At 70.1% G+C, this 25,865-nt stretch carries 27 protein-coding genes; 3 read left to right on the top strand and 24 right to left on the bottom strand.

Annotated elements, in window-relative coordinates:
* Positions 1-288 precede the first annotated feature (288 nt).
* Together ABC138_RS02675 and ABC138_RS02670 are read left to right on the top strand one after the other, a co-directional pair.
* Entirely contained in the window at positions 289-1,356 is a 1,068-nt protein-coding gene (locus ABC138_RS02675) for an IS110 family transposase (protein WP_345912682.1), read from the top strand.
* Positions 1,357-1,370: 14 nt separating this feature from the next.
* On the top strand, positions 1,371-1,958 hold the full coding sequence (locus ABC138_RS02670; protein WP_345912681.1) for a flavin reductase family protein: 588 nt from the start codon (positions 1,371-1,373) through the stop codon (positions 1,956-1,958).
* Positions 1,959-1,991: 33 nt separating this feature from the next.
* On the opposite strand, the gene ABC138_RS02665 is transcribed toward ABC138_RS02670, so the two are convergent.
* The 20 genes from ABC138_RS02665 to ABC138_RS02570 form a co-directional block, all read right to left on the bottom strand.
* Complete coding sequence (locus ABC138_RS02665) at positions 1,992-2,687, bottom strand: SRPBCC family protein (RefSeq protein WP_345912680.1); 696 nt, start codon at positions 2,685-2,687, stop codon at positions 1,992-1,994.
* 28 nt (positions 2,688-2,715) lie between these two features.
* Positions 2,716-5,100: a xanthine dehydrogenase family protein molybdopterin-binding subunit gene (locus ABC138_RS02660; protein ID WP_345912679.1), complete on the bottom strand. Its 2,385-nt coding sequence runs from the start codon at positions 5,098-5,100 to the stop codon at positions 2,716-2,718.
* Positions 5,097-5,573, bottom strand: a complete 477-nt coding sequence (locus ABC138_RS02655; RefSeq protein ID WP_345912678.1) for a (2Fe-2S)-binding protein — start codon at positions 5,571-5,573, stop codon at positions 5,097-5,099. Before ABC138_RS02655 ends, ABC138_RS02660 begins: the two co-directional genes overlap by 4 nt.
* The gene (locus tag ABC138_RS02650) at positions 5,570-6,430 is read right to left on the bottom strand and encodes a xanthine dehydrogenase family protein subunit M (protein WP_345912677.1); all 861 of its coding nucleotides are present in this window, start codon (positions 6,428-6,430) and stop codon (positions 5,570-5,572) included. Before ABC138_RS02650 ends, ABC138_RS02655 begins: the two co-directional genes overlap by 4 nt.
* A gap of 120 nt (positions 6,431-6,550) precedes the next feature.
* Positions 6,551-7,360 carry an SDR family oxidoreductase gene (locus ABC138_RS02645; protein ID WP_345912676.1) on the bottom strand — a complete coding sequence of 270 codons (810 nt, stop codon included), beginning with the start codon at positions 7,358-7,360 and terminating at the stop codon, positions 6,551-6,553.
* Between the two features lie 44 nt (positions 7,361-7,404).
* Positions 7,405-8,127 (bottom strand): Asp/Glu racemase, encoded by a 723-nt coding sequence (locus ABC138_RS02640; RefSeq protein ID WP_345912675.1) that lies wholly within the window; start codon positions 8,125-8,127, stop codon positions 7,405-7,407.
* Between the two features lie 82 nt (positions 8,128-8,209).
* On the bottom strand, positions 8,210-9,031 hold the full coding sequence (locus tag ABC138_RS02635; protein WP_345912674.1) for a GntR family transcriptional regulator: 822 nt from the start codon (positions 9,029-9,031) through the stop codon (positions 8,210-8,212).
* Complete coding sequence (locus ABC138_RS02630; protein WP_068321366.1) at positions 9,024-9,338, bottom strand: hypothetical protein; 315 nt, start codon at positions 9,336-9,338, stop codon at positions 9,024-9,026. Before ABC138_RS02630 ends, ABC138_RS02635 begins: the two co-directional genes overlap by 8 nt.
* The gene (locus ABC138_RS02625) at positions 9,335-10,204 is read right to left on the bottom strand and encodes a nitrilase-related carbon-nitrogen hydrolase (protein WP_345912673.1); all 870 of its coding nucleotides are present in this window, start codon (positions 10,202-10,204) and stop codon (positions 9,335-9,337) included. Before ABC138_RS02625 ends, ABC138_RS02630 begins: the two co-directional genes overlap by 4 nt.
* Complete coding sequence (locus ABC138_RS02620) at positions 10,201-11,301, bottom strand: protocatechuate 3,4-dioxygenase (protein ID WP_068321360.1); 1,101 nt, start codon at positions 11,299-11,301, stop codon at positions 10,201-10,203. Before ABC138_RS02620 ends, ABC138_RS02625 begins: the two co-directional genes overlap by 4 nt.
* Position 11,302: 1 nt before the next feature.
* Positions 11,303-12,307 carry a hypothetical protein gene (locus ABC138_RS02615; protein WP_068321357.1) on the bottom strand — a complete coding sequence of 335 codons (1,005 nt, stop codon included), beginning with the start codon at positions 12,305-12,307 and terminating at the stop codon, positions 11,303-11,305.
* Positions 12,308-12,332: 25 nt separating this feature from the next.
* On the bottom strand, positions 12,333-13,106 hold the full coding sequence (locus ABC138_RS02610) for an SDR family oxidoreductase (protein WP_068321354.1): 774 nt from the start codon (positions 13,104-13,106) through the stop codon (positions 12,333-12,335).
* A gap of 76 nt (positions 13,107-13,182) precedes the next feature.
* A complete protein-coding gene (locus ABC138_RS02605) occupies positions 13,183-13,377 on the bottom strand; it encodes a ferredoxin (RefSeq protein WP_068321351.1) in 195 nt (64 codons plus the stop codon).
* Entirely contained in the window at positions 13,374-14,678 is a 1,305-nt protein-coding gene (locus ABC138_RS02600) for an NADH-ubiquinone oxidoreductase-F iron-sulfur binding region domain-containing protein (RefSeq protein ID WP_068321348.1), read from the bottom strand. Before ABC138_RS02600 ends, ABC138_RS02605 begins: the two co-directional genes overlap by 4 nt.
* Complete coding sequence (locus tag ABC138_RS02595; RefSeq protein ID WP_068322422.1) at positions 14,675-15,319, bottom strand: isochorismatase family protein; 645 nt, start codon at positions 15,317-15,319, stop codon at positions 14,675-14,677. Before ABC138_RS02595 ends, ABC138_RS02600 begins: the two co-directional genes overlap by 4 nt.
* Positions 15,320-15,324: 5 nt before the next feature.
* The gene (locus ABC138_RS02590) at positions 15,325-16,728 is read right to left on the bottom strand and encodes a Rieske 2Fe-2S domain-containing protein (protein WP_068321345.1); all 1,404 of its coding nucleotides are present in this window, start codon (positions 16,726-16,728) and stop codon (positions 15,325-15,327) included.
* Between the two features lie 31 nt (positions 16,729-16,759).
* Positions 16,760-17,284 carry an aromatic-ring-hydroxylating dioxygenase subunit beta gene (locus ABC138_RS02585; RefSeq protein ID WP_068321342.1) on the bottom strand — a complete coding sequence of 175 codons (525 nt, stop codon included), beginning with the start codon at positions 17,282-17,284 and terminating at the stop codon, positions 16,760-16,762.
* Positions 17,285-17,325: 41 nt separating this feature from the next.
* Complete coding sequence (locus ABC138_RS02580; protein WP_068321339.1) at positions 17,326-18,453, bottom strand: FAD-dependent oxidoreductase; 1,128 nt, start codon at positions 18,451-18,453, stop codon at positions 17,326-17,328.
* 150 nt (positions 18,454-18,603) lie between these two features.
* Entirely contained in the window at positions 18,604-19,428 is an 825-nt protein-coding gene (locus tag ABC138_RS02575; RefSeq protein ID WP_068321336.1) for a DNA-formamidopyrimidine glycosylase family protein, read from the bottom strand.
* 12 nt (positions 19,429-19,440) lie between these two features.
* On the bottom strand, positions 19,441-20,382 hold the full coding sequence (locus tag ABC138_RS02570) for a Ku protein (protein WP_068321333.1): 942 nt from the start codon (positions 20,380-20,382) through the stop codon (positions 19,441-19,443).
* A 130-nt stretch (positions 20,383-20,512) separates the two neighbouring features.
* Here ABC138_RS02570 and ABC138_RS02565 point away from each other — a divergent pair, with 130 nt between their 5' ends.
* Positions 20,513-21,361 (top strand): hypothetical protein, encoded by an 849-nt coding sequence (locus tag ABC138_RS02565; protein ID WP_068321330.1) that lies wholly within the window; start codon positions 20,513-20,515, stop codon positions 21,359-21,361.
* Between the two features lie 6 nt (positions 21,362-21,367).
* Here ABC138_RS02565 and lhgO read toward each other — a convergent pair whose 3' ends face one another.
* From lhgO to ABC138_RS02545, 4 genes are read right to left on the bottom strand one after another with little or no spacing between them, the layout of a single operon-like run.
* Entirely contained in the window at positions 21,368-22,582 is a 1,215-nt protein-coding gene (gene lhgO, locus ABC138_RS02560) for an L-2-hydroxyglutarate oxidase (RefSeq protein ID WP_068321327.1), read from the bottom strand.
* A 12-nt stretch (positions 22,583-22,594) separates the two neighbouring features.
* Positions 22,595-23,716 carry a CoA transferase gene (locus ABC138_RS02555; protein ID WP_255218215.1) on the bottom strand — a complete coding sequence of 374 codons (1,122 nt, stop codon included), beginning with the start codon at positions 23,714-23,716 and terminating at the stop codon, positions 22,595-22,597.
* The gene (locus ABC138_RS02550) at positions 23,713-24,873 is read right to left on the bottom strand and encodes an acyl-CoA dehydrogenase family protein (protein WP_068321323.1); all 1,161 of its coding nucleotides are present in this window, start codon (positions 24,871-24,873) and stop codon (positions 23,713-23,715) included. The genes ABC138_RS02555 and ABC138_RS02550 overlap by 4 nt, the downstream gene beginning before the upstream one ends.
* Positions 24,870-25,862 (bottom strand): TAXI family TRAP transporter solute-binding subunit, encoded by a 993-nt coding sequence (locus tag ABC138_RS02545; protein WP_068321320.1) that lies wholly within the window; start codon positions 25,860-25,862, stop codon positions 24,870-24,872. The genes ABC138_RS02550 and ABC138_RS02545 overlap by 4 nt, the downstream gene beginning before the upstream one ends.
* Positions 25,863-25,865 lie beyond the last annotated feature (3 nt).

Raw genomic sequence — 25,865 nt, 5'->3', positions numbered from 1 at the left:
CCCGTCCCGGTGGCCGTCTCACCCGCGCTGCTCATGGTGCTCGATGCAGGCCCATGGAGACGTCATAGGCTCGCCCTCAGTGTCAGGGTGATGGCGCCGCTGTTGCGGTGGTTGGATCTTGAGCACTGGGTGTCTGGCTCTTAGCCTCTGTGTCGCCTTCGGGTTGATGAGCATGCGTTAGGCCGGCGCCTGGTGTGAAGGACCGGCCGCCGTGACGTGATAGGAGCGTGGCATCGCCCCCACTGAGATGTTTCCGCCGACCGGCCCAACCGTCCCATCACCTCGTCAGTGAAGGAGGCAACCACCATGGTTGTTGTTGGAGCCGATGTCCACAAGCGCACGCACACCTTCGTCGCGGTCGATGCGGTCGGCAAGCAGGTCGGACAGATCACCGTCGAAGCCGTCACCGCGGGTCACCACAAGGCATTGGCGTGGGCCCGCGAACGGTTCGGCGAGGAGATCGTCTGGGCCATCGAGGACTGCCGGCACCTGTCCGCTCGCCTGGAGCGGGACCTCCTCACCAGTGGCCAGAACGTGGTGCGAGTTCCACCGAAGATGATGGCCGAACAGCGTCGCGTGGCGCGCACCCGCGGCAAGTCCGACCCGATCGACGCGCTGGCCGTGGCCCGCGCATACCTGCGTGAGCCGAGCCTGCCGGTGGCCTCGCACGACGACGCCTCCCGTGAGCTGAAACTGTTGGTCGACCGCCGCGAAACGCTTGTCGCGCAACGCACCGCGACGATCAACTCGCTGCTGTGGCGGGTGCACGAGCTTGACCCGGCCCGCGCGCCGAAGGCGCGCTCGTTGGACCTGGCCAAGCACCAGCAGGCCCTGCGCGCATGGCTGACCACCCTCGAGGGCGTCGTGGCGGACCTCGCGCTGGACGAGCTCGACGAAATCATCGTCCTGACCGCCCGCGCCAAGACGTACGAGAAGCGCATCACCGCGCTGACCGAGCAGACCGCGCCCACACTGCTGGCAATGCCCGCCGTCGGGGCGTTGACCGCCGCCAAGCTCGTCGGCGAGTCCGCCGGAGCGGACCGGTTCCACTCCGAGGCCGCTTTCGCTCGCCACGCCGGCGTCGCTCCGATCCCGGTCTGGTCGGGCAACACCGCCGGGCGGGTGCGCATGACTCGCTCAGGCAAACGACAGCTCAACGCCGCGCTGCACCACATCGCGATCACCCAGGTCCGCCTCGAGGGCTCCTCGGGGCAGACGTACTACAAGAAGAAGGCCGAAGGCATGTCCAACCGCGAAGCCCTGCGCTGCCTCAAACGACGACTGGCCCGCGTCGTCTTCCACCACCTGACCACCGACCAAACCCCCGTAAGCACCGGCCTCCTCGCCGCGGCTTGACCTAGGAGAAACCCATGCGCACGGTCTTCGACCCCACCGACCCGGACACGAATGCCTACGACTTGCTGACGAGCATCGTCGTTCCCCGACCGATCGCATGGGTCACGAGCCTGGGCGCCGACGGGATCGGCAACCTCGCGCCGCACTCCTTCTTCAACGTCGCCTGCCAGCGCCCCGCAATGATCAGCTTCACCTCCGTCGGCCGCAAGGACACCCTGCGCAACGTCCTCGCCACGGAATTCTTCGTCGTCAACCTCGTGAGCGAGGAGCTCGCCGAGCTCGCCAACGCCAGCAGCGCCCCGTTCGGTCCGGAGGTCGACGAGGCGAGCAGCGTCGGCGTCCGGCTCGAGCCGAGCGAGGTCGTGCCCGTCCCCCGCGTCGCCGGCTCGCCCACCTCGATCGAGTGCCGGCTGCACTCGAGCATCAAGCTCGGCAACAGCCACCTCGTCATCGGCGAGGTCAAGGCGATCACAGTGCGCAGTGACGCCCTGACCGACGGCCGCCCGACGATGGAGGCGCTGCGGCCGGTGAGCCGTCTCGGTAGGGACGAGTGGGGACACTCGCCCGAGGTCTTCCGGCTGGAGCGACCTCGCCGTCCTTGAGGGGCCCGGGGACTGCGACAGCAGGGTCGTTCGTCAGGCGTCGCGACGGACCGATCGACGCAGCAGGACCAGCGCAAGGACGAGCGCCATCAGGGAACTCGCTACGGCGATGATGCGATCCGGGCTCGGCGCGATGACGCTCATCAGGTCGAGCGGCTCCGCCTCCTTGGCGCGCGACGCCGACCGCGTCGGCGAGGCAGTGCTGGCGGCAGCCGACGGGCTCGCCGCGTTCGCTGCCGACGACGCCTCGGGCTTGCTCGGCTCGTCCGCAGGGGCGGACTCGTCGGCCGCGGTCACCATCTCGGACAGGTTGTTGGCAAACTGACCGATAATCTTGGACCCGATGTCGTCAAGGGCACCGCGACCGAACTGAGCCGGCTTGCCGGTGATCGCCAGGTCGGTCTCGACCGCGACCTCGGTGCTCGACCCGGCGGGCTTCAGGCGAAGGGTGATCGTCGCCCTGACGTTGCCGCCGCCCCTGCTCTCCTTGCCAGAGCCCTCAATGACGGCGACCCGAGCGGCCTCGTCAGTCTCGACGAAGCGGCCTTGCATGCGGTAGGCCATCTGGATCGCTCCGGTCTTGACCTTGACCCGGCCTATGAAGTCGTCGCCGTCGATCGAGTCGAGGGTGGCACCGGGCATGCACGGGGCCACCCTCTCGACGTCGAGGAGGGTCCGCCACGTGGTGTCCTGGTCGGTCGGGACGGTGAAGGTGTGCTCGAGAATCACTGCAGCTGCTTTCGTCGGTCGGTCTTGGTCATCGGGTGAGCCCGGCGTCGTCCAGCAGACCCCAGACGCGGCCGGGGACGAGCGGGATGGTGGTCACGTGCTCGGCGATCTCCGGCACCGCGGCCGCGACGGCGTTGGCGACTGCCGCGGAGGCGGGGATCGTGCCGCCTTCACCGACACCCTTGAACCCACCGGGGGTGATCGGGCTGGGCGTCACGAGGTGGTCGACGACCACGTCGGGTACGTCCTCGGACATCGGCAGGGCGTAGTCGAGGTAGGTCGTGGCGGTCGGCTGACCCTCCGGGGAGTACGTAGCTTCCTCCAAGAGAGCGGCACCGATGCCCTGGACGGCGCCACCGATCATCTGCCCATCGACGATCATCGGGTTGACGAGCACACCCGCGTCGTGGGCGATCCAGTAGGCCTCGAGATCTACCTTGCCGGTGTCCAGGTTCACGGCGACGAGCGCCGCGTGAGTGGCATAGGCATAGGCAATGCTCGCGGGGTCGTACTCGCCGACTTCCTCCAAGGCGATGGCGTCCTGCTGGCCTCTTCCCCAGCCCATCCAGCCGTTGTGGGCCACCTCGGACCACGCGATCCGCTTCGCCCCGTCGGCCGTGGTGAACTCGTCGCCGTCGAGGACCACCTCCTCGGCCGGCACCTCGAGTGCGCTGCCCGCGAGCGTGTTCATCCGTTGCCGCAGGCGAGTGGCCGCGGAGAGCAATGCCGGGCCCGCCGTCGTCAGCCCGCGGCTGGCCTGGGATCCCATGTTGGAGTAGCCGGACGTATCCGTGTCGCCCAGCTGCACCGAGACCCAACTGGCGGGCACGCCGAGGGTCTGGGCGGCGATCTGGGTCAGGGAGGTCTCGATCCCTTGCCCGATCGTGGTCACACCGGAGAAGACAGTGACCGACCCGTCTTCATTGATCCTGACCTTCGCCGAGTCCCACGTGCTCCAGTGGATCTGGAGCATCTGAGCGAGCCCGGTCGGGGCGAACCCGGTAATCTCGGTCGAGGACGCGTAGCCCACGCCGCGGCGCACCCGGTCGGTGCTCGTGCTATCGAAGTCGCGGCCGCGGGTCACTGCGTCCTGCAGCGCCTTGGGGTAGTCGCCGCTGTCGTAGGGCATGGCCAATCGGGTGACCACCGGGAGCTCGTCCGACTGGTACATGTTGTGCAGCCGCAGTTCTGCGGGGGCGCGCCCGGTGATCCGGGCCGCCTCGTCGATGAGACGCTCGCGGATGAAGGTCGCCTCGGGCATGCCGTACCCGCGGAAGGCCCCCGTGGGAACTCGGTTGGTGTACCAACCGGTGACCGTGGCACCAGCGGCACGGCTGTACCGGTAGGGGCCCTCAACCATGAGGCCCGCGACCTGGAAGGGACCGCTGCCGCTGGTGGCGCTGGTGCCCTCCGCCCCTAGGTCGCCGTGCATGTCGACGTGGAGGGCCAAGAAGGTCCCGTCCTCGTCGAGGGCGATCCTGGCACGGCTCTCCTGCCCGCGGCCGTGGTGGCTCGCGACGAAGGACTCGGCCCGGTCCTCGATCCACTTGACCTTGCGACCGAGGCGACGCGCCGTGAGGCAGACGAGCGCCTCGTCAGGGAAGAGCCGGGTCTTCAAGCCGAAGGCCCCACCGACGTCCGTGGCGACGACGCACACCTGATCTACCCTCAGGTCGAGGGCTCGGGCGACCTCCTGCCGGACCATGTGGGGCACCTGGGTCGAGGAGTGGACATCGAGCCGCTCGAGACGGGAGTTCCAGTCCGCGATCAGGCCTCGGGGCTCCATCGAGTTGTGACCGATCCGGGGGAGGGTGAACGTCATGTCGACGACGACTGGGGCGCTGGAGATAACCGCCTCGAGGTCGTCGACCGGGTCACCGAAGTGGATCTGACCGATCTGGTTGGACCCGTACTCGGGACGCACCAGCGGCGCATCGGGTGCCCGGGCGGCCTCCAGAGAGGCCACGGCCGCCACCTCGTCGATGTCGATGTCGATGAGCTCGAGGGCATCCTCGGCGAGGGCACGACTGTCCGCGACGACGATCGCGAGCGGTTGGCCGACGTAGCGGACCTCACGGCTGTAGAAGCTGAGATCGACCTCCTGCTGGCCTGGCAGCAGCCACGGGCACGGGATCGTCCCGAATGCTCCGTCGAGCTGGTCAGGCCCGAGGACGAGGTGGACGCCGGGAAGGCTCTCGGCGTCTGCCGTGTCGGCCTCGGTGATGCGCCCGGCGGCGAAGGGACTGCGCAGGATCGCTGCATGCAGCATCCCGGCCTCGGGCACGTCGTCGACGTACCATCCCTGGCCGCGCAGCATGCGGTCGTCCTGGACGCGCGACAGGCTCTGGCCGATGAGCTCCTCGTCGCTCGTCTGGCTCGCGCAGGTCTCGGTCGTGCTGGTGTTCGTGCTCATTCGGTCCCCACCTCCCAGGCCTGCCGGATGGCGGCCCTGATCGACGTGTAGCCGGTGCAGCGGCAGATGTGTCCACCGAGGACTTCGGTCTCCGCCGTCTCTGCCGAGAGCCCGCGGCGCCGCGCGCCGCTGACGCTCATGAGGATGCCGGGCGTGCAGAAGCCGCACTGCAATCCATGCTGGTCCTTCATTGCCTGCTGGAAGTCGGAAAGGCCCTCCTCGTCGGCGAGCGACTCCACGGTCTCGACGCTGCGGCCATCGATCTGGACGGCAAGCATGAGGCACGAGCGGACAGCTTCGCCGTCGACCAAGACCGTGCACGCACCGCACACGCCCTGCTCGCAGCCGACGTGGGTGCCGGTCTGCGCGACCTGGTGGCGTAGAAAGTCGCTGAGCAACATGCGCACAGGTACGTCCATCGTGACCTCGGCGCCGTTGACGGTGGTCGAAAGTTCTCGGGTTGCTTCACTCATGCTGCGTCCACGTCCTCGAGTCGGGTCAGTTGGCGCCGGACCAGGGTGCGGAGCAGGCCACGGCGGAAGGCCGGGGTCCCGGCCGCGTCATCGGATGGGTCGACCTCGTCCGCCGCTGCCCGTGCTGCGGCCTCGACGTCGACAGAGGCCCCGCCGGCACGCAGCACGGCCTCCAGCTGGGACAGTCGCTGGGGCGTGTCAGAGACGCCGGCGGCAGCCGCCCGGGAATCGACGACGACCCCATCGCGGACCTGCACACCGAGGCACAACCCGGCGTAAGGGAAGTCACCATGGCGCTGGGCGATCTCCTCGTAGCAGAAGGTCCAGCCCTGCCACCGCGGAAACTCGACAGCGACGAGCAGCTCATCGGCGGCCTTGCTCGTCATAAAGACGGTGTCGAAGAAGTCCTCCGCGGCCACCGTACGTTTCCCGCGCACCGAGCGCAGCCGCATCGTGGCACCGAGCGCGACGGCGACGGTCGGCATCTCGGCGGCCGGGTCGGCGTGGCAGAGGGTTCCGCCGACGGTAGTCCGGCACCGGATCTGCGGATGCGCCACCAAGGAGGCCGCCTGTGGGAGCACCGGGAGCACCTGCTGTAGCTGCGCGTCGTGCTCGATGCTCGTCAGCCGGACGGTGGCGCCGAGGTGCACCGAGTCGTCGGAGATGGTGACTTCGTCGAGGCCGGCCACCCGGTTGATGTCCACGACCACCTCGGGCCGCGCGAGGCGCATGTTAAGCAACGGCACGAGGCTCTGCCCTCCGGCGAGGATCGACATGTCGTCCTCGTGCTGGCTGAGCAACTCCAGGACCTCGGCGAGCGTCTGCGGTGCCTCATAGGCGAAAGGGGGTGGTTTCACGTACTCCTCGATCCATCCATGGCGACTGACCCACGCTGCCCACGTGGCGGCGGGACATCACCTCGTATGTGCATGCGACTTTGCATACATTAATGCACCCTAGTACGGATTGGTTGTGCGTCAAGGGGTCTGGACCCGCCCGCCGGGCCGGCTCAAGCCGCGGATCGAGAGTCCGCTGTCGATGGTCAGCATCGACCCCGTCATGATCGCAGCCTCGTCGGAGGCCAGGAGGGTGAAGGCTCCGTCGAAGTCGGCGACGTTGGGCACCCGCTGCAGCGGCAGGATCGCCGCGGTGCCGTCGAGCACGGAGTCGCTGGCGGTCTGACCGAGTGCGGAGACGCCCTTCAGCCGGGTGGGCGCGACGCCCGGGGCGATGCCGTTGACCCGCACGTCGGGCGCCAGCTCGTAGGCGAGCTGGCGCACGAGACCGAGAACGGCGTGCTTGGACGCGGTGTAAAGTGCGCCGCCGCCGCCGGCGTTGGAGCTGGCGAAGGAACCGGTGAGGACGATCGAGCCGCGGCTCTCGACGAGCTCGGGCAGGGCTGCACGCGAGCCGAGGAGCAGGGCGAGCACGTTGACGTCGAAAAGCTCGCGGAAGGCGCCGGCGAGGTCCTCACCCGCGATGTCCTCGAGCGGGCGGGCGCCGTCGGTGATGCCGGCATTACCCACGAAGCAGTCAAGCCGCCCCCACTGCTGGACGGCCGCGGACACGGCCTCCCGGTTGCCCTCCCATGTAGCGACGTCGCTGACGACTGAGATGACTGCGTCACCGAGGTCGGCGGTCGCCTCGACGACACGATCGGAGATGTCGACCGCGACGACGCGGGCGCCCTCGGCGACGAAGCGGCGCACCGCCGAGAGCCCGATGCCGCCACCGGCTCCCGTGAAAACGACGATCTTGTCGGCCAGGCGTCCTTGGCTGCTGTTCACGCTGCTCTCCTTGTCGTCCTTCGGCGAGGGGTGGTTGTCTCGGCTCATCGCGCGGCCTGATCGCCCAGCGACTGCCCGAGCAGGGCCCCCGCCTCGGGGACGAGCGGGTCGAGGCCCAGCTCGTGCAGCATCTTCCAGACGGTTGCGGAGGCGGCGCTGACGACGGGGATGGGCGATCGTCGTTGCACCTCGGCGAGGGCACGCAGCGAGGGCATCTGGACGCATGCGCTGATCACCAGCGCGTCGGCGCCGGTGGTGTCGACCTCGCCGGCGAGGCGGATCAACTCATCCTGGTCGAGCTCGCCGACCTTGAGGTTGTCTGGCTCCTCGCGGCTGATCGAGTCGACGACCTCGATGCCCTCATGGTCGATGTAGCTGCAGACCGTGGCGGTGAGCGGCTTCATGTACGGGGTGAGCACGGCGACCTTGCGGGCGCCAAGGTGCTCCAGCGCCTGGACGAGGGCCCCAGCCGACGAGACGATCGGGAGGTCGGCGCCGGTCTCCTCCAGGGCCACCCGCCCGAGCGTGGTCTCGGAGGTCCGGTGGTAGCCGTGACCCTGGGACATGATCGCGACGAGGCAGGCATAGCCCATGACGTCGACCCGCGCGTCGGCGAGCTCGGCAGCGGCGCGCTCGGCCTCGGCGTCCATCGCGGCGAGCTCCTCAGGAGTGACCTGTTTCATCCGCATGCGGGCGGAGTGGAAGGTGAACCGCTCAGGCGCCACCTGCTCCCGGGCGCGCAGCATGGCCGGAATCTCGGTCTCCATCGTCACGTTGCTGCTAGGGACGATGAGGCCGACACGTATGGGGTTGTGCATGGGTGCTCCTGGGGTTGGGAAGGGAGGAACCTCAGCCGCAGTAGCCGCGGTCCGCCAAGGGGACGAGGTTGGAGGTCTCAATGAACTCGATGTCGTAGTGGTCGTGTAGCCACGCGACGTCGAACCGGCCGTCCGGCCGTTCGACGAGGTCGATGTCGAGCGCACCGCAGGTGACGAGCAGCGGGTCGAAGACGTAGTCGGGGTCGACCTCGCGGATCATTCCGACCGCCGCGTCGAGGAGGTGGAACTCCATAATCCGCGCCGCGGCGCCTCCCTCCCGGGTGGCGACGGCGTGAAGGAAGGCGCGGTCGACGTCGGTGAAGTTGCTCAGCGCCCTCGGCCTGGCGAAGTACAGCTGCTGGTGGCGCTGGATGAGCGACGTCTGAGCATCGACGAGGCGGGCGACCGCCTTGGGGTAGCGGCGGGTGATGATGTCGTGGAAGGCGAAGTGCGCGTTTTGGAAGTCGCGCGTGCTCAGGCGGTCCTGCTCCATGAAGGCCAATTGGTCCCCCATGTCGGCGAGCCCCTCGTCCTCGATCGTCGCGACGATGGCCCTGACCATGGGCGGCTCAGTGAGCAGGCGCAGGGCGTAGGCGTCCTCCACCTGGTGGAGCGGTGCCGGCGCGACCGACATGCCCCGGTTGGCCTGGGTGACCACGAGCCCCTCGGCCTGCAGCTTGTGCAGGGCCTCGCGAAGGGGGGTCCGCGACACGTCGAGCTGCCGCGCCACGTCGGCCTGGCTCAGGCGCATGCCCGGCGGCAGGGCCCCGGAGACGATCTGCTCCCGCAATGCCTCCGCGACCTCCTCGACGACATTGCCCGCCCGCCCCACGCTGCTCTCCTGCTCAGGCATCGGGCGCGTCCTGCGACACCGCGCCGAGCTCCTTCGCGTGCAGGTGGCTGAAGAACGCCGGGTCCTGCGCCGCGACGATCTCGAGCTGCATCGGGTCGAGGGTGACGCTGTGCCCCCGACGGGGGACGAAGAGCTGCAGCCGTTCGCCGTTGTTGGTGCGCACCTTGCGGAAGAGCACGCCGGTGAACTCGTTGCCGATCCCCTGCCACTCCTCCGTGCTGATGACACCGGGCACCGGGTCCGGCTCGTCCTTGACGTCCGGGCCGGGCTGCGCGTCGCCCAGGTCGGGGTGGATCTTGTCGCTCATGTCGTCACTCCTGTCGTCGTGAATCGTCGGGTCTCAGCACGGTAGGCGTCGGGGCGGACCCCGCGCAGCACCGGGAGCCTGTCCCGCGCGGCCGAGACCTCACCCAGGTCGAGGTCGAGCACGGTCGTCGCGAAGGGCTCCTCGCCGAGGTCGGCCAGCACCTCGCCCCACGGACCGACCGCGAGCGCGTGGCCCCACGTCTCGAAGGCGTCGGGCACCTCGCCGTCACCGTGGACCGTGGCGCTGGCGATGACGAAGGCGGCGGACTCGATCGCCCGGGAGCGCAGGAGCACCTCCCAGTGGGCGGCGCCGGTGACCCGGGTGAACGCCGCCGGGACGAGGATCACCTCGGCCCCTTCGAGGGCCAGGGTCCGGTACAGCTCGGGGAAGCGGACGTCGTAGCAGACGGTGATCCCCACGGCGACGCCGTCGACGTCGACGATGACGGGGGCCGCCCCGGCCTGCTCGACCGAGCTGGCCTCGAAGGACTGCCCACCGATGCGCGCATCGAAGAGGTGGATCTTGTCGTAGCGACCCACGACGGCGCCCGAGCGGTCGTAGACGAGGGCGGAGTTGAAGGTGCCCTCGTCGGTCCGGTTCTTCAACCCGCCGACGACCACTACGACGTCGTTTTCCCGTGCGGCCTCTGCGATGCGCTCGAGGTGGGGGTCGCCCCCTTCGCTGAAGGCCGCCTCCCGCATCTCGACGTTGGTCCCGAGCATCAGGCCGTTCTCGGGGAGGACGACGAGGTCGGCCTCCTCCGCCGCGCAGCCGCGGATGGCGCGCAGCGCCAGCTCGACGTTGGCCGCGACGTCCCGCGTGGCATGCCACTGGGTCAGGCCGACCCGCAGGGTGCGCTCGCTCATGCCGGCTCCTCCTCGAGGTCCATCCGCACGACGGTCCAGCCGCCGCCGGAGGCGTCCATGGGCTCGTAGGCGTACACCTCGCCGCGCACCCCGGGACCGACCAGGCCCAGCATGATCAGCCAGTTGGGGAACTCGTACTGCCCGTGGTCGAGCAGCGGGTACGGCTCGAGGTTGGCGATGTCCGTGCCGCGCCCGGCCTGGAGCATCTCCAGCAGGTAGGTGTCGAACTCGACGTCCACGCTGCCGAACTTGCCGGGGTCGAGCCAGTGACTCAGGCCCCCGGTGGCGACCATCGCGACCTTGAGCCCCGAGCGCTCGACCGCCGAGCGCATCGCGGCGCCGAAGGCCCGAGCGCCGTAGGGCGAGAAGCTGCGGTGGGGCTGGGTGATGATCGGCACGACGGGGACGTCCGGCCGCGGCAGCATGAGGCGAAGGGGGACGATGAGCCCGTGGTCGAGGTCGACCCGCGGGGCCTCCTCGACCTCGAGCCCGGCCAGTCGCACGGCGTCGGTGATGTGCTTGGCCATCTCGGGGCTGCCGGTGAGCTGCAGGTCCAGGTCCGGCCGCTTGAAGAACTCCATCGAGCCCCCGTGCGTCGCAGCGGTACCGACGACGTAGTGGTGGGTCTCGAAGCTCTGGAAGTGGCAGTCGGCCGTCACGAGGATGACGTCGGGGTCGGCCGCCCGCAGGTCGGTCGCCATCCGCTCGTAGCCCGCCAGCAGGCGCTGGACCCCGTCGTCAGGGTCGATCTCGGGGCGGGCGAGCAGGTCCGGCACGTGCGAGGCGCCGCCGGCGAAGACGAGTCCGCTCGGCAGGTCCTTGGGCGGCAGCGGGGTCTCCGTGTCGACGTGGAGCTTGCCCTGGCTCTGGCTGTCCGCGATGTCGTCCTGGAACCACCGGCTGACGAGGATCGTCACACCGTCGTTGACCCCGGCCGACCGCAGCCGGTCCCGGTCGCCGCGGATGATCGTCTCGACCCAGGCCTGGGTGATCCCGAGCTCGGCGGCCCCTCCCTCCGGGTCCTGCCGGACCCGCTCGAGGAGCGCGCCGTCCCGGGCCATGGCGAGGATGGCCTGCTCGAGGGAGCCGTCACTCATGTCAGACCAGCTTCCCGTCGCGCACGACGACCTGCTCGTCGACGCTCACCGTGCAGCTCCGCATCGGCACGTCGAGGTGGGCGGGGGTCTCCCGGTCGGCGAACCGGTTGGACCCGGTCGACCACATGAAGTTGCCGGCCGTCGAGCGCAGCTCCTGGCCGTAGAGGCTGCGCGGGTCGTAGACGTCGAAGGCGGACCAGCGGGCCTGCGGCAGCAGGCCCCAGCCCATGTGGCTGAGCGCCCACACCTCAGGGTCCTCCCACGACTCGAAGTAGTCGTTGAGCAGGTGGGCGTCCGCACCACCGGTGATCGAGGTGATGAAGCCGTCCTTGACCTCGATCGTCACCTCGTCGCGCACGTAGCGCTGCCACGGGATGAGCGCGTCGCCCGGCTGCAGGACGATCCGACCCTGGGCGCTGCGGTCCTTGGGGAAGCAGGCGGCGAAACCGCTCGGCCAGTGGTCCCAGCGGCCGGGCACGTCGACGTAGCCCCACTGCATGGTGATCGGCAGGTCCTCACCCGACACGTCGGCGGTGAGGTCGGTACCGGCGTCGCTCACCACGTGCAGGGTGCGGCCGTCGCGCAGGACGTCACCGGCCGCGGAGACGCTGGCCTTGAGCTCCTCGCCGCCCATGAGGCGCTCGAGGACGTCGTTGGGCTCGGCGACGAAGAGCATCCGTTTGCCGTTGCCCGTGATGCGCGTGCGCACGTCGGAGTGGATGAGCCCACCCACGGTGCAGTCGACGACGAAGTCGGCCTCCCCCGCGGCGGCGAGCAGGGCAGCGACCTCGCGACCATCGGCCTCGTAGGGCGGCAGCATCGGGCTGGACAGGCTCGAGGCGTGCAGCACGAGGGCGCTCGCACCCAGCTGTCGGGCGGCAGCGACGGACGCCGCGACGTACGCCTCCTTCTCGCCCAGCTCGGCGATGACGGCGACGACCTCGCCAGAGGTGACCTTGCACAGCTCGAACTGCTTGACGAAGTTCTCGGTGAGCGATCGGGACATGGTTGTTGTTCCTTATCGGTGGGGTTCAGTGGGCAGCGCGGATCGCGCCGCCGTCGATGACGAAGGAGGACCCGGTGGAGAAGCCGGGCAGGTCGGACGCGAGGAAGGCGATGAGGTCGCCGATCTCGTGCGCCTCGCCCCAGCGGCCGAGCGGGATGTCGGCGACGACGCGGTCGAGCTCGGTCTGACGGTCCGTACCGTTGACCTCGGCCTTGCCGCGCAGGATCTTCTCCATCCGCTCGGTGCCGGTGGCGCCCACGAGGACCTGGTTGACGCGGACCCCACGCGGAGCGATCTCGGCCGCGAGCGACTTGACGAAGGAGGACTGCGCCGAGCGGTAGGCGGCGGAGAGCACCCCGGCGGGCGACGGCTGGCGGACCCAGGACGAGGAGACGAGCACCATCGAGCCACGGCCCTGCTCGACCATGACCTTGCCGGCGGCGGTCATCATCTCGACGACCGGGCGCAGCAGGGCGTCGTGCGCCGCGGACCAGTCCTGCCAGGTGAGCTCGAGGGCCGGCGACAGCTTCGGGCCCGGGGTGTTGGCGACGAGGACGTCGACCGACCCGTGCTCGGCACGCACCCGCTCCACGAGGTCCGCCGCGGCTCCCGCCTCACCGAGGTCCACCGTCAGCGGGACGATGCGACCGGTGCCGAGCTCCTCGACCTCGCGCCCCTCGGTCCGGGCGGCCGCGATCACGGTCGCGCCCTCGCTCGCGAGCCGCTCGGCCGTGGCGCGGCCGATCCCGCGGGAGGCGGCGGTCACGAGCGCGACCTTGCCGTTCAGTGCCAGATCCACGTCAATCCCCTCAGTCGTTTTGCATTCATCTTTGCATACATTTCTCTGGTCGCCACAGCGTGGCCCACGCTGTGGGTCAGGTTGCGAGGTGCACGGCGTCCTCGGGGCAGGCCCGCTGGGCGGACCGTGCTGCCTCCTCGAGGGCCTCGGGGACGTCGCCGTCGCCGATGACGGCGGCGAAGCCCCATTCGTCGAGCTCGAAGAGCTCCGGACACCGGTCGACACAGGTGCCGTAGCCCTGGCACTTGATGGCGTCGATGCGTGCCTTCATGACTGCTCCTGGGAGGGGGTGGGGGCGCCGGCCCGGACGGCCTTGGCGCTGACGAACTCCTTGGCACTGATCACCGACACCGTCGTGCGCGCAAGGGTGGCGGCGCCGTCGAGGAAGCCGCACGCGCCACGTCCCGGCAGGGTCACGCCCCACCGAGAGAGGTCGGCGAGGTCGTCCTCGTCGGCCAGGCCGGCGGCATTCTTGGCCAGTACCTTGCCGATCGCCCGCGTGCCGTTGCGGCAGACACCGCACTGCTGGGCACTCTCGGAGGCGTACCAGGCTCCGAGCTGCCCCACGATGGCGGCGACGTCCTCGTCGGGCCCGATGACGGTGAGCGAGGCGCAGCCGAGACCGGTCCCCGCGACCCGCAGCGTCGTGTAGTCGCACTCGAGCCCGAGCACCTCGGAGGCGTGGACGCCTCCGAACCACCCCCCGAGCAGCAGCCGGGAGACGTCCTCCGGTTGCACGCCCACGAAGGACAGCAGCTCGTGGATCTCGATGCCGAGCGGCGCCTCGATGACCGCGCAGCCCTCCGGGCCGCCCATGATCGTGAAGAGGGCGCTGCCCGGCGAGGTGTGCGTCCCGAGCTCGCCGAACGCCGCCGGACCGTGGTGGTGGATCCACGCGACGTGCGCGAGGGTCTCGACGTTCTGGATCAGGGTCGGCTGCCCACCGACGCCCTCCTCGAAGGGACGGGGCGGCTTGAAGGTCGGGAGTGCGACCTTGCCGTTGATCCCCTGGACGAGCGCGCTCTCCTCCCCCGTGACGTACCGGTGGTCGAGGACGACGACCTCGATGCTCACGCCCTCGGGGACGAGCGCCGCGTCCACGAGGTCGGCGATCGCCGCCTCCACGGAGGCCCGGGTGTCCTCCCGGCTCACGCACACGATGGTGCGGGCAGCGCGAAGGGCTCTCCCGGCCAGGAGCAGGCCCTCGAGGACGAGGTGTGGCCGGTTGAGCAGCAACCAGCGGTCCTTCCCCGATGCCGGTTCGCCCTCGTGGCCGTTCGCCACGACGACGCGATCACCGTCCGCCGCGGCGACCGAGCGCCACTTGACGTGGGCTGGGAAGCCTGCGCCGCCGCGCCCCTGCAGCCGGGCCCGGGTGAGCACGTCGATGAGGCCGGAGGTCGAGTCCGTGCTCGGTGCCACCTGCAGGTGGCCCAGCTGCTGCTCGCCGACGAGCCCGAGGGGTGAGCCGTCGTCGCGCGTCTGCACGAGTCGTGGCTCCATGCACGGAGCCACCCGAGCCGTCGGCAGCTCATCGGGGACGCTGCGCAGGAGGGGGAACTGAGTGGTCATCGGTGCTCCTCGATGATGGACAGGGCCGTGTCGAGCGACACGACCTCTCCGTACTTGGCCTGGATGTCGACGAGGGCGGCGTCGTGCGGTGACCGCTCACGGTCACCGACGGCCGAGGCGACGACGAAGGGACGCAGCCCGAGCGAGATGGCGTCCACGACACTCGCGCGGACGCACCCTGAGGTCGTCGCGCCGCAGACGACGACGGTGTCGATGCCGTCGGCCGCCAACCGCTCGCCGAGGTCGGTCCCGCTGAAGGCGGAGGCGGCCTGCTTGACGACGACGTGGTCGGCGTCGACGATCCCCGACGCCGGGTCGATCTCGACCCAGGTCGAGCCCTCGCGCAGCTCGAGCATCGCCGGCATCTTCGTCAGCCACACGGGCTCCTCGTCGGCCGCGAAGGCGATCGTCGTGAAGACGACCGGCACTCCGGCGGCGTGCGCCGCGTCGACGAGTCGGGCGGTCTCGGCGACGACGTCCGGCATCTCGAAGCCGGGGCCGCACGCCGGGTCCGTGAACCCGCGCTGCAGGTCGACGACGAGCAGCGCCGGGCGGCCGCCGGGCTCGAGGGCGCCGGCCAGCCCCCCTTCGGCATACCGGTCGAGGACCGAGACGTGGTCGGTGGAGGTGGGAGTGGTCATCGTCATCACTCCAGCGGGGTGACGGGCCACTCCCCGTCCTCGGCACGCATCAGCGCGGAGTAGTAGCGGTAGAGGTTGCGCTGGACGCCCTCCTCGTAGCGCGACCAGTAGGCCTTGCCGGGCCCGGGCCAGTCGTCGACCTCGCGGGCGATGCCGACGCCGGGCAGGCCCATCTTGTAGTTGAGCTGCAGGTCCATGAGCTCCGCGGCCACCGAGCGGCCCGTGCGACCCACGGTGATCCACGGCTCGGTGTCGTCCATCTCGAAGGAACCACCGACGGAGAAGGTGCCCAGGCCCGCCTTGTACGTGCGCTCCTTCTGCTCGTCGCTGAGGTTCTTGTAGGCGAGGAACCAGTTCCAGATCTCGATCTTGCCCGGCCCCTTCGGCTGCCAGGTGCGCATCGTGAGGATGCCGGTGGGCGCGTGCTTCTCGCCGTCCTCGCTCATCGGCAGGGCCAGCACGGAGAAGTTCGGGAAGACGTTGCCGACGAAGACCCGCGCTCGCCGAGCGATCTCCAGCTGGTGCTCGGAGATGTTGGTCGTGTCGAAGTGCTCGGCCAGCGACTCGGGGAACCCGAAGAAGTTGGGTCCGGGCTCGTCCGGGTCCTCGGCCATCGAGAAGGACAGGGAGTGACCGGGCGCCGCCTGGACGTGGTACCCCATCATGTTGTCCTGGAAGGCCACCGGGAAGGCGCCGATGTCCCACACCGAGCGGTGGAGGGTGCCGAGGTGGTAGTCGTCGCCGGAGAAGTTGTCCGCGCCGGACTTCCAGTTGGCCTCGACGACGAACCGCTGCGGCGGGCCGAGCACCTCGACCCCGTCCTCGTCCAGACCGAAGAGGAGCGACAGGTACCAGCCCATGCCGCCGAGGTACTCCTTCAGTGGTGGCGCGGTGTCGTCGAGGCTGGCGAAGACGAGACCGAGGAAGCTCTCGACCTTGGGTGCCTTGAGCAGTCCGTTGGCCTCCTTGTCCATGCCCTCGAGCGCGTGCTTCCACAGCGGCGCACCGATGAGCTTGCCGTCGGAGGCGTAGGTCCAACCGTGGTACGGGCACCGGAAGTGGCTCGAGTTGCCCGCGTCGGAGCGGCAGACCTGCACCCCGCGGTGCCGGCAGGCGTCGAGCAGCACGTTGATCTCGCCCTGCTCGTCGCGCGAGACGATGAAGTTGTCCTCACCGATGGCACGGACGACGTAGTCACCGTTCGCGGCGATCTCGGACTCGTGTGCCAGGAAGACCCAGGCGCGGCCGAAGATCCGGCGCAGCTCCGCCTGATAGATCCCCGGGTCGCCGAAGATCGACGCGGGCACGTAGCCCTCGGGCAGGTTGGCGTCGAGCTGGTCGAGGAGCTCGGTGGCCCGGTTCGTGAGCGGAGGCCGCACGCGGACAGGCTCGTTGGTGTCCTGGGTCATGACAGTTCTCTTTTCTCTCGTCCGGCGCGGGTCAGAAGAAGATCGACAGGTTGTGGGTGCCGATCACGGTCAGGTCGAGGACGGTGGAGCGCTTCAGCAGGCGCAGGCCCTCCCCTTCGTCCCGCAGGAGGTCGTGCCGCTCGCCGGCGAGCAGCTGTGGGGTCGTCTGGTCCTGGCGGGTGCGGTAGATGAGGACGTTGGACCGCACGTCGAGGTCACCGTCCCGCTCGCCGGGCCGCACGCGGACATTCGTCACGAAGTGGCGCACCCGGGAGGGCGGGTCCTCGGCCCACGCGTAGGCGGTCTCGTTGCGCTTGACCTTCGAGCCCAGCGACCCGTAGTCCTCGTTGAGGTGGTACATGCCTTCCGCGACGCCGTTGCCGCGCGACCGCTCGACGGTCTGCCGCAGGGGGAGCTGGTAGACGACGTCACGGCTGACCATCTCGACGAGCCAGCGACGTTCCTGGAGGTCATCGAGCAGCTCGGCCTCGTACATGAGGAAGTCGACCGCGGCGGCGTGCTCGGGACTGGTGATGCTCAGGGGGCGGGTGGTCATCTCGGCTCTCTCTCGGGGTGGGGAGGTCAGGGCGGGGGCGGTCACAGCTGCCTCCCCGCGAAGAAGGCGGTGTGGATGGCGTCGAAGACGCGGCCGGGTCGGTCCGCGGACCCGACGACGACGACCTGCTGGCCGCGGTCCTCGAGGACGGGACGAAGGGGGTTGTCCGCGCGTCGTCGACCGAGCGCCAGGACGACGGTGTCAGCGGTGAGGGTGCTGCCGGCGGCGAGCTCGACGCCGGTGGCCGTGACCACGGTCGCCCGCGTGCCGGTGCGCACGTCGACCCCCGCCTCGACCAGGAGTCGGGGCAGCGCCATGAGGTCGGTGAAGACCTCGTCGCCCTGCTGGAGCGCGTCGCCCTGCTCGACGAGCGTCACCGACGCACCTGGCAGCTCGCGGGCGATGCGCAGCGCGCACTCGCAGCCCTGGAACCCGCCGCCGACGACCACCACGGAGGACCCGACGTCCTCGGGCCGCACGCTGGCCGGGGTCGTCGTCGTGACCCCCGGCGCGACCTCCGGACCGGCCTCCCGGTCCTGCGCCCCGGTCGCCAGCACGACGGTCTCGAAGCTCTCGAGCTCGTCGACGCCGGCGCGCTGGGTAACCACCGGGATGCCCCGACGGACCACCTCGTGCTCGAGGTGGTCGACAAGCGCCCGCAGGTCGACCTTGCTCTCCCAGTGGCGGGTGAAGCGCAGGACGCCCCCGAGGCCCTCGGGCTCGAAGAGCGTGACCCGGTGACCGCGGTCGTGCAGCAGGGCTGCGCTGCGCATGCCGGCCACACCACCGCCGACGACGGCCACCTCGCGCGGTCGCCGGGTGAGCTCGAGCGGGAAGCTGCGGTCCTCGTTGAGCACCGGGGAGAAGACCGCGGTGCCGACCGAGTAGGTGACCACGGCGAGCACCATCGCGATGATCGCGTTGACGCTGCCGAAGAGGCTGGAGGCCAGGGCTCCGTAGAAGAGCCAGACCATGGCGGAGAGCAGCGACCAGAAGGACATGGCCAGCTGCCACTTGCCCAGACGCATCGTGATGGGAACGACGTGGTTGGCGTAGTCGTCGTGACGTTGGTCGTCGATGACGCGTGGGTCGTCCGAACCGGACAGCTCCAGCTGACGCACGGACAGCGGCAGGACATCGGCCTGCGGCTCCCCGGGGGCAACACCCATCTGAGGACCTTTCTCCATGTGCACGCACCTTTGCATACACTTTGGTAGAGGATGCGACGTGGATCACGAAGTGTCAAGAGACGGTCAGGAATGGGTCCGGGATGTGGACCAAGCCGACCCTTGCCGTTCCGGCTCGCCGGCGCGCGTGGATCAGCTGCGCCGCTGGCAGTTGCCGCACCAGTAGAGCGTGCGGCCCGCGATGTCCTTGGCACGCACGGTCGACCCGCACACGACGCACGCCTGGTCGGTGCGCTTGTAGACATAGCTCGTCCGCTCGGTCAGGTGCACGTCCTCCCCCTTCGCCAGGGCGGACTCGACCTCCTCGACCTGGTCGTCGACGGTGACGATGCGGCTCGTCGCGACGCCGAGCGGGAGCAGGCGGCGCAGGTCCGCCCAGACGAGCTCCCACGACGCGCGCTTGAGTCGCTCCCCCGGCGTCATCGGGTTGATCCGGTGCCGGAAGAGCACCTCGCAGCGGTAGACGTTGCCCACGCCGGCGAGCACGTCCTGCTCCATCAGGAGCGCGGCGATCGACTTGCGGGAGCGGTGGATCCGCTCCCAGGCGAGCCCACCGTCGGTGTCCCGCAGAGGGTCCGGGCCGAGCTTGGCGTGGACGGCGTCCTCCTGCTCCGGGGTGATGACCGCGCACGTCATCGGGCCGCGCAGGTCGGCGACGTGCTCTTCGGTCGCGATGCGGCAGCGCACCTGGCCGATGACCGGGCGCTCGCCGACGTACGCGGCGGCGTCGATGGTGAAGGTCCCGATGAGCCCCAGGTGCACGTGCAGCACCCGCTCACCCTCGAGCTCGACGAAGAGGTGCTTGCCGTGGGCGCGGGCCTCGAGGAGCTCGTGGCCGGTGAGCAGCGCTGCGCCCGCGGCGAACCGGCCCTGCGGGGAGGTCACCTCGACGACCTGGCCGGCAAAGGTGGCGTGCAGGTCGCGGGCGATGCGGTGGAGCGTGTGGCCTTCAGGCATGGCGAAGGGGGCTCAACTCGCCTTCTTCTTCGCGGCAGACTTCTTCGCGGTCGACTTCGTGGCCGCGGCCTGCTTGGCCGCGGTCTTCTTGGCCGCCGTCTTCTTCGTCGTGGACTTCGCCACCGCCTTCTTGGCCGGGGCCTTCTTCGCGCTCGCCTTCGCCGGGGCGGGTGCCTCGCCACGCGAGGCCTTGGCCTTCTCGACCGAGCGGGCGAGCGCGGCCAGCAGGTCGACGACCTCGCCGGACTCCTCCTCGTCCTCCTCGACCGCCTGGACCTCTCCCCCTTCGACCTTGGCGCGGACGAGGGCCTCGACGGCCTGCGCGTAGTCGTCCTCGTACTCGTCGGGGTCGTAGTCGCCGGCGAGCTCGTCGATGAGCATGCGCGCCATCGACATCTCGCGCTCGGAGAGGTCCTGGTCCTCGATGTCGGCGAAGTCCGCCGCCCGGATCTCGTCGGGCCACAGCATCGTCTGCATGACGATGACACCCTCGCGCACGCGCAGCACCGCCATCGTCATGCGCGTGCGGATCGAGACGGTGACGATCGCCATGCGCCCCTGCGCCTCGAGGGCCTCGCGGAGCAGGACGTAGGGCTTGGTCGCGGCCTTGTCCGGCTCGAGGTAGTAGCTCTTGTCGAGGAGCATCGGGTCGATTTGGTCCTCGGGGACGAACTTCTCGACGCTGATCTCCTTGCTGGAGCGCGTCGGCAGCTCGGCCATGTCCTCGTCCGTGAGGACGATCATCGCGCCGTCCTCGGTCTCGTAGCCCTTGGCGATGTCGTCGTAGGCGACCTCTTCGCCGTCCTTGGTGCAGAACCGCTTGTACTTGATCCGGCCGCCGTCGGTGCGGTGCACCTGCCGGAACTGGACGTCGTGGTTCTCCGTCGCCGAGTACAGGCGGACCGGGACGTTGACCAGGCCGAAGGAGACGGCACCCTTCCAGATTGCACGCATGGGTCCAGCATGCCCGTTCGGGTCGACGACGTCACGGTCGAGACCGCCGACGGGTCTGGCGGTCTCGCGGCGCCGGGAGTAGCGTCGTCACACGCTCGTCGGGCGCACCCCCTCGTGCACGGAGGACACCATGATCGGTCGACGCCTCGCCACCCTCGCCGCAGCCATCGCGACGACCGCTCTCGGACCCGGGCCGGCCCTCGCCGGGGCCGCTGCGCCGGCCACCGAACCCCCGCACGGGATCCCGGTCAACTGCGCGGCGAGGTCCTACTCCGTCAGCTCCGCCGGACGCCTCTACAGGGTGGTCATGCGCTCCGGCTACCTGCGCACGTGGGACATCGAGCAACGACCGCTGTCCGTCTGGCCCCGGCATGTCGCGCAGTCCTCGGCGACGTGGACCGGCGACGGCACGACGACCAAGCAGCTCGCCGTCGACGACCGAGGTCGCGTCTTCGTGTGGACCCAGTGGCTCAGCGACCAGGACGACACCGGCCGCTACGCGATGCGACGGGTCCCGGGCGACTGGTCGAGCACCCGTGCCCTCACCGCGAGCCGGACGTACTACTACCGCCTCGCCGGGCGGCACCTGGTCCGCTACGAGATCGCTCCCGGAGGTGCCCCTGTCAGGGGCCGGGTCATCAGGTGGTCGACCCTCGCCGACGTCAAGACGATGAGCCTGGACCGCAGCACGCCCTGGGCCGACACGGTCATCGCGACGACGACGAAGGGAGAGCTCCTCCAGGTCAAGGTCCGCCGGGACAGCACGGCGACGGTGACGCGCACGACCCTGCGCCGCACCGGCTACCAGAACTTCGTGACCTTCGCGTCAGGGCGCTGCATCGAACGACCGCGGGCGGGCGCGTACCTGGGGGTGACGCGGATCGGAGGGGTCTACGGCTACTACGACCCCGACCGCACCGACGCGAGGGCATCGTTCAGCGGCGGTCGGATCGGCTCCTGGCGCCACCGGACCTACTGACCGTCCTCAGCGCCCCGAGCGACGGGCCATGGCCTCGGCCACGACGTGCTCGGCGATCGCGAGCGCCGAGGTCGCGCCGGGCGAGGGCGCGTTGCGCACGAGGACGACCCGGTCGGTCCCGGTGATGACGAAGTCGTCGACGAGGTGTCCGTCCTCGCCCATCGCCTGCGCACGCACACCCCTCGTGCCGCGGACGGCACCCGAGGTGTCGAGCCCGGGCACGTACTTGCGCGCCTCGGCGACGAACTGTCGCGAGCTGAGCGCGGTGCGCGACTCCCGCACTGCCGCAGGCAGGTTCGCCGCGGCGAAGCGCCAGAACCCCGAGAACCCCACGACGTCGAGGACGTCCGCGGGCACCGGCGCGCGCCGCCCGTAGGACTCGCGCCCGAGCGAGAGGAAGGCATTGGGGCCGAGCGTCAGCACACCGTCGACGCGCGGAGTGACGTGCACGCCGAGGAAGGGGTAGCGCGGGTCCGGCACCGGGTAGACCATCCCCCGCACAGCCGCGCGCTGCTCGCGCGGCAGCACGAAGTAGTCCCCGTAGAAGGGCACGATCCGCGGGCTGCGGGACTCGCCGAGCATCGCGGCGAGCCGGTCGCTCTGCAGACCGCCGCACGCGATGACGAGGTCGTACTCGGCGCCGTCGGCTGCCCCCTTCGTCACCGTCTCGACCCGCACCCCGGTGCCGCGGTCGACGAGGCCGGTCACCTCGTGGCCGAGCCGCACCTCTCCCCCGGCGTCCGTGAGCTGCGCGCCGAGCGCCCGCGTCACGGCCGGGTAGTCGACGATCGCCGTCGTGGGCGAGTGCAGGGCGCGCACCCCCGTGGCGCCGGGCTCGATCTCGCGCAGACCGTCGCCGTCGACGAGCCGCGCCCCGGGCACGCCGTTGGCGACTGCGCGGGCGTGGAGCGCGTCGAGGCGCCCGGCCTGGACCTCGTCGAGCGCGACGACGACCTTGCCGCACTCGTCGTAGGCGATGTCGTGCTCGTCGACGAACTCCCGCAGCAGCCCGACACCCCTGCGGCACAACGTCGCCTTGAGGCTGCCGGGCTCGTAGTACAGGCCCGCGTGGACGACCCCGCTGTTGTGCCCGGTCTGGTGGGCTGCGAGGTGCCCCTCCTTGTCGAGCAGGGTCACCGTGGCGCCGTGCTCGCGGGCGAGCAGGCGCGCCACGGCCGTACCGATGATGCCGCCGCCGATGACGGCCACGCGCAGGGTCATGGTCGGGTCTCCTCAGGGGACGAAGGGGGGTGGCGCCGTGCGGTAGGTCGCCGGCGTCCGCGACATCGAGATCGGGTGGGACACGGTGGGCACGGGTGCCCGACCGTCCTCCCCCGGCACCTCGTGGACCGGGTCGAGGCCCAGCGTACGGGCCAGCTCGAAGGCCTGGTCGAGGTCGTTGATCGGGCCGCAGGGCACGCCCTTGGACGAGAGCAGGTCGAACCAGTGGTCCGCGCCGTGACCGGCCAGCGCGTCCTCGAGCTCCGCCGTGAGCACGGCCCGGTGGGCCACGCGCTCGGCATTGCTCGCGAAGCGCGGGTCGTCGACCAGCTCCGGCCGCCCGATGCCCTCGGCGAGGAGCCGGAAGAGCTTGTCGTTGGCCGCGGCGATCGCCACGGGGCGGTCGGCCGTGGCGAAGACCTCGTAGGGCGCGATGCTCGGGTGGAGGTTGCCCATGGCCTGCGGGACCGCTCCCGTGACGACGTGGGTCGACGCCTGGTTGGCGAGCGCCGAGAGCAGCGAGGAGAGCAGGTTGACCTCGACCCGCTGCCCCTCGCCGGTGCGCTCCCGGTGCCGCAGCGCGGCGAGGATGCCGATGGTCGCGTGCAGGCCGGTGATGATGTCGACGAGCGCGACCCCGGACTTGAGCGGGCCGGACTCCGGCGAGCCGGTGACCGACATGAGCCCGCCGACGGCCTGCGCGACGAGGTCGTAGCCGGGCAGGTCGGCGCCGGCCCCCGAGCCGAACCCCGTGATCGAGCAGTAGACGAGCCCCGGGTCCCTCGCGGACAGCTCCTCCCAGCCGAGACCGAGACGCTCCATGGTCCCGGCGCGGAAGTTCTCGACGACGACGTCGCACCCGGCGACGAGGTCGAGCGCCTCCGCCCGGTCGACCTCGGAGCGCAGGTCGAGCACCCGCGACTCCTTGTTGCGGTTGACCGAGAGGAAGTACGTCGACTCCCCGTCGTCGGACCAGGGCGGACCCCAGGCGCGCGTCTCGTCACCCCCGTCGGGGCGCTCGACCTTGATCACCTCCGCGCCGAGGTCGGCCATGAGCATGGTCGCGTACGGAGCGGCGAGGACGCGGCTGAAGTCCGCGACCCGCACGCCCGCGAGGGCACCGGGGGCGATCACCGGAAGGCGGCCTCTCCGGTGAGCGCCCGCCCGATGACGAGCTGGTGCACCTCGCTGGTGCCCTCGTAGGTGAGGACCGACTCGAGGTTGTTGGCGTGCCGCATGATCGGGTACTCGAGCGTAATGCCCGCGGCCCCGAGGATCGTGCGGCACTCGCGCGCGATGGCGATCGCCTCTCGCACGTTGTTGAGCTTGCCGAGCGAGACCTGCTCGGGCACCAGGCTCCCTTCGTCCTTGAGCCGGGAGATCTGCAGCGCGAGCAGCATCCCCTTGCCCAGCTCGAGCGACATGTCAGCGAGCTTGGCCTGCGTCAGCTGGTAGCCCGCGAGCGGCTTGTCGAAGATCTCCCGCTCCCGGCTGTACGTGATCGCCGTCTCCAGGCAGTCGCGTGCCGCGCCGAGCGCACCGAAGACGATCCCGAAGCGCGCCTCGTTGAGGCAGGACAGCGGGCCGGAGAGGCCCGCGACCTCGGGCAGCACGGCGTCGGCGGGCAGCCGCACGTCCTCGAGCACGAGCTCGCTCGTCACGGAGGCGCGCAGCGAGACCTTGCGCTTGATGAGCGGCGCGGAGAACCCGGGGGTGTCGGTCGGCACGACGAACCCGCGCACCTTGTCCTCGGTCTGCGCCCACACGACGGCCACGTCGGCGACGGAGCCGTTGGTGATCCACATCTTGTTGCCGGTGAGGACCCAGTCGTCGCCGTCCCGGCGGGCACGCGTGCGCATGCCCGCCGGGTTGGAGCCGAAGTCCGGCTCGGTCAGCCCGAAGCAGCCGATCGCCTCACCGGCGGCCATGCGCGGCAGCCACTGCTGCTTCTGCTCCTCCGACCCGTGCTTCCAGATGGCGAACATCGCAAGCGACCCCTGGACGCTGACGAGGGAGCGCAGGCCGGAGTCACCGGCCTCCAGCTCCATGCACGCCAGGCCGTAGGCCGTCGCCGACGTCCCCGCGCACCCGTAGCCCTCGAGGTGCATCCCGAGGACGCCGAGCGAGCCGAGCTCGCGCGCCAGCTCCCGGGCGGGGACCTGGCCGCTCTCGTACCAATCGGCGACCTGGGGCTTGATCTTGGACTCGACGTACTTGCGGACGGTGTCGCGGATCGCGCGGTCCTCCTCCCCGATCAGGGAGTCGGTCGCGAAGAGCTCGAGCGGCGTCACTTGGTCTCCTCCAGGGCCCGCTCCGAGCCGGGGTGCAGCGGGATGGGGCCGGTCTCCTTCATCGTCTCGGGCTCGATCTCCTTGGCCGCCGGGTGGACCTGCGCGAGCGCGTCCTTCTCGTCGATCATGAGCTTGGTGATCGCGCAGGCGACGTTGTCGGGCATGTCGTTGCGGACGACGATGACATTGGGCACGGCGATGGTCTTGACGTCGGCGTCGAGGTCGTAGGTGGCCTTGGGGATCGTCGACTCCTCGTAGACCTCGTTCAGCTCCTGCATCTTGCCCAGCTGGGGCGTGACGTCGACGAACTCGACGTCGTCACCCATCGAGGTGAAGAGGTCGGTGATCGCCGGGGTCGGCAGGCCGCCGGACCACACGAGCCCGTCGATCGAGCCGTCCTTCATCCCGTCGACGGTCTTGGTGAGGTCGAGGCGCTGGCGCTTGACGTCCTTGAGGTCCAGGCCGCTCGTCTCGATGAGGCGGTTGGCGATGACCTCGGTGCCGGACTTCGGCGAACCGGTCGAGATCGTCTTGCCCTTGAAGTCCTTGACCGAGTTGATCCCGGACTTCTTGCTGACGACGACGTGCGTGTAGTTGGAGTAGATCCGGCCGAGGGTCGAGACGTCGGCCTTCTTGTCCTTGAAGTCGCCCTTGCCGGCCACCGCGTCAGAGGCGGTGTCGGCGAGCGAGAAGCCGGCGTCGTAGTCGCCGCTCACGACCTGCTGGATGTTCTGCACGGACGCGCCGGTCTCGGCGGAGGTGGCCTGCAGGTCGGTCTTGTCGTTGACGAGCTTGGCGAGGCCTCCGCCGACGACGTAGTAGACGCCGGTGGAGTTGCCGGTGGCGATGTTGAGGCGGCCCTGACCGGCGTCACAGCTGCTCTCGTCGGCCCCGCTCTCGCCTCCGCTGCGGTCCTGCTGGCCGCCGCAGGCGGACAGGGCGAGTGCTGCGGCGAGGGAGAGTCCGGTGATGGTTGTGGTGCGGCGCATCGT

Source organism: Janibacter sp. LM (assembly GCF_039631275.1).
In the GTDB taxonomy this organism is placed as follows: Bacteria; Actinomycetota; Actinomycetes; order Actinomycetales; family Dermatophilaceae; genus Janibacter; species Janibacter terrae.
This window is presented reverse-complemented; position numbering and strand designations above follow the sequence as displayed.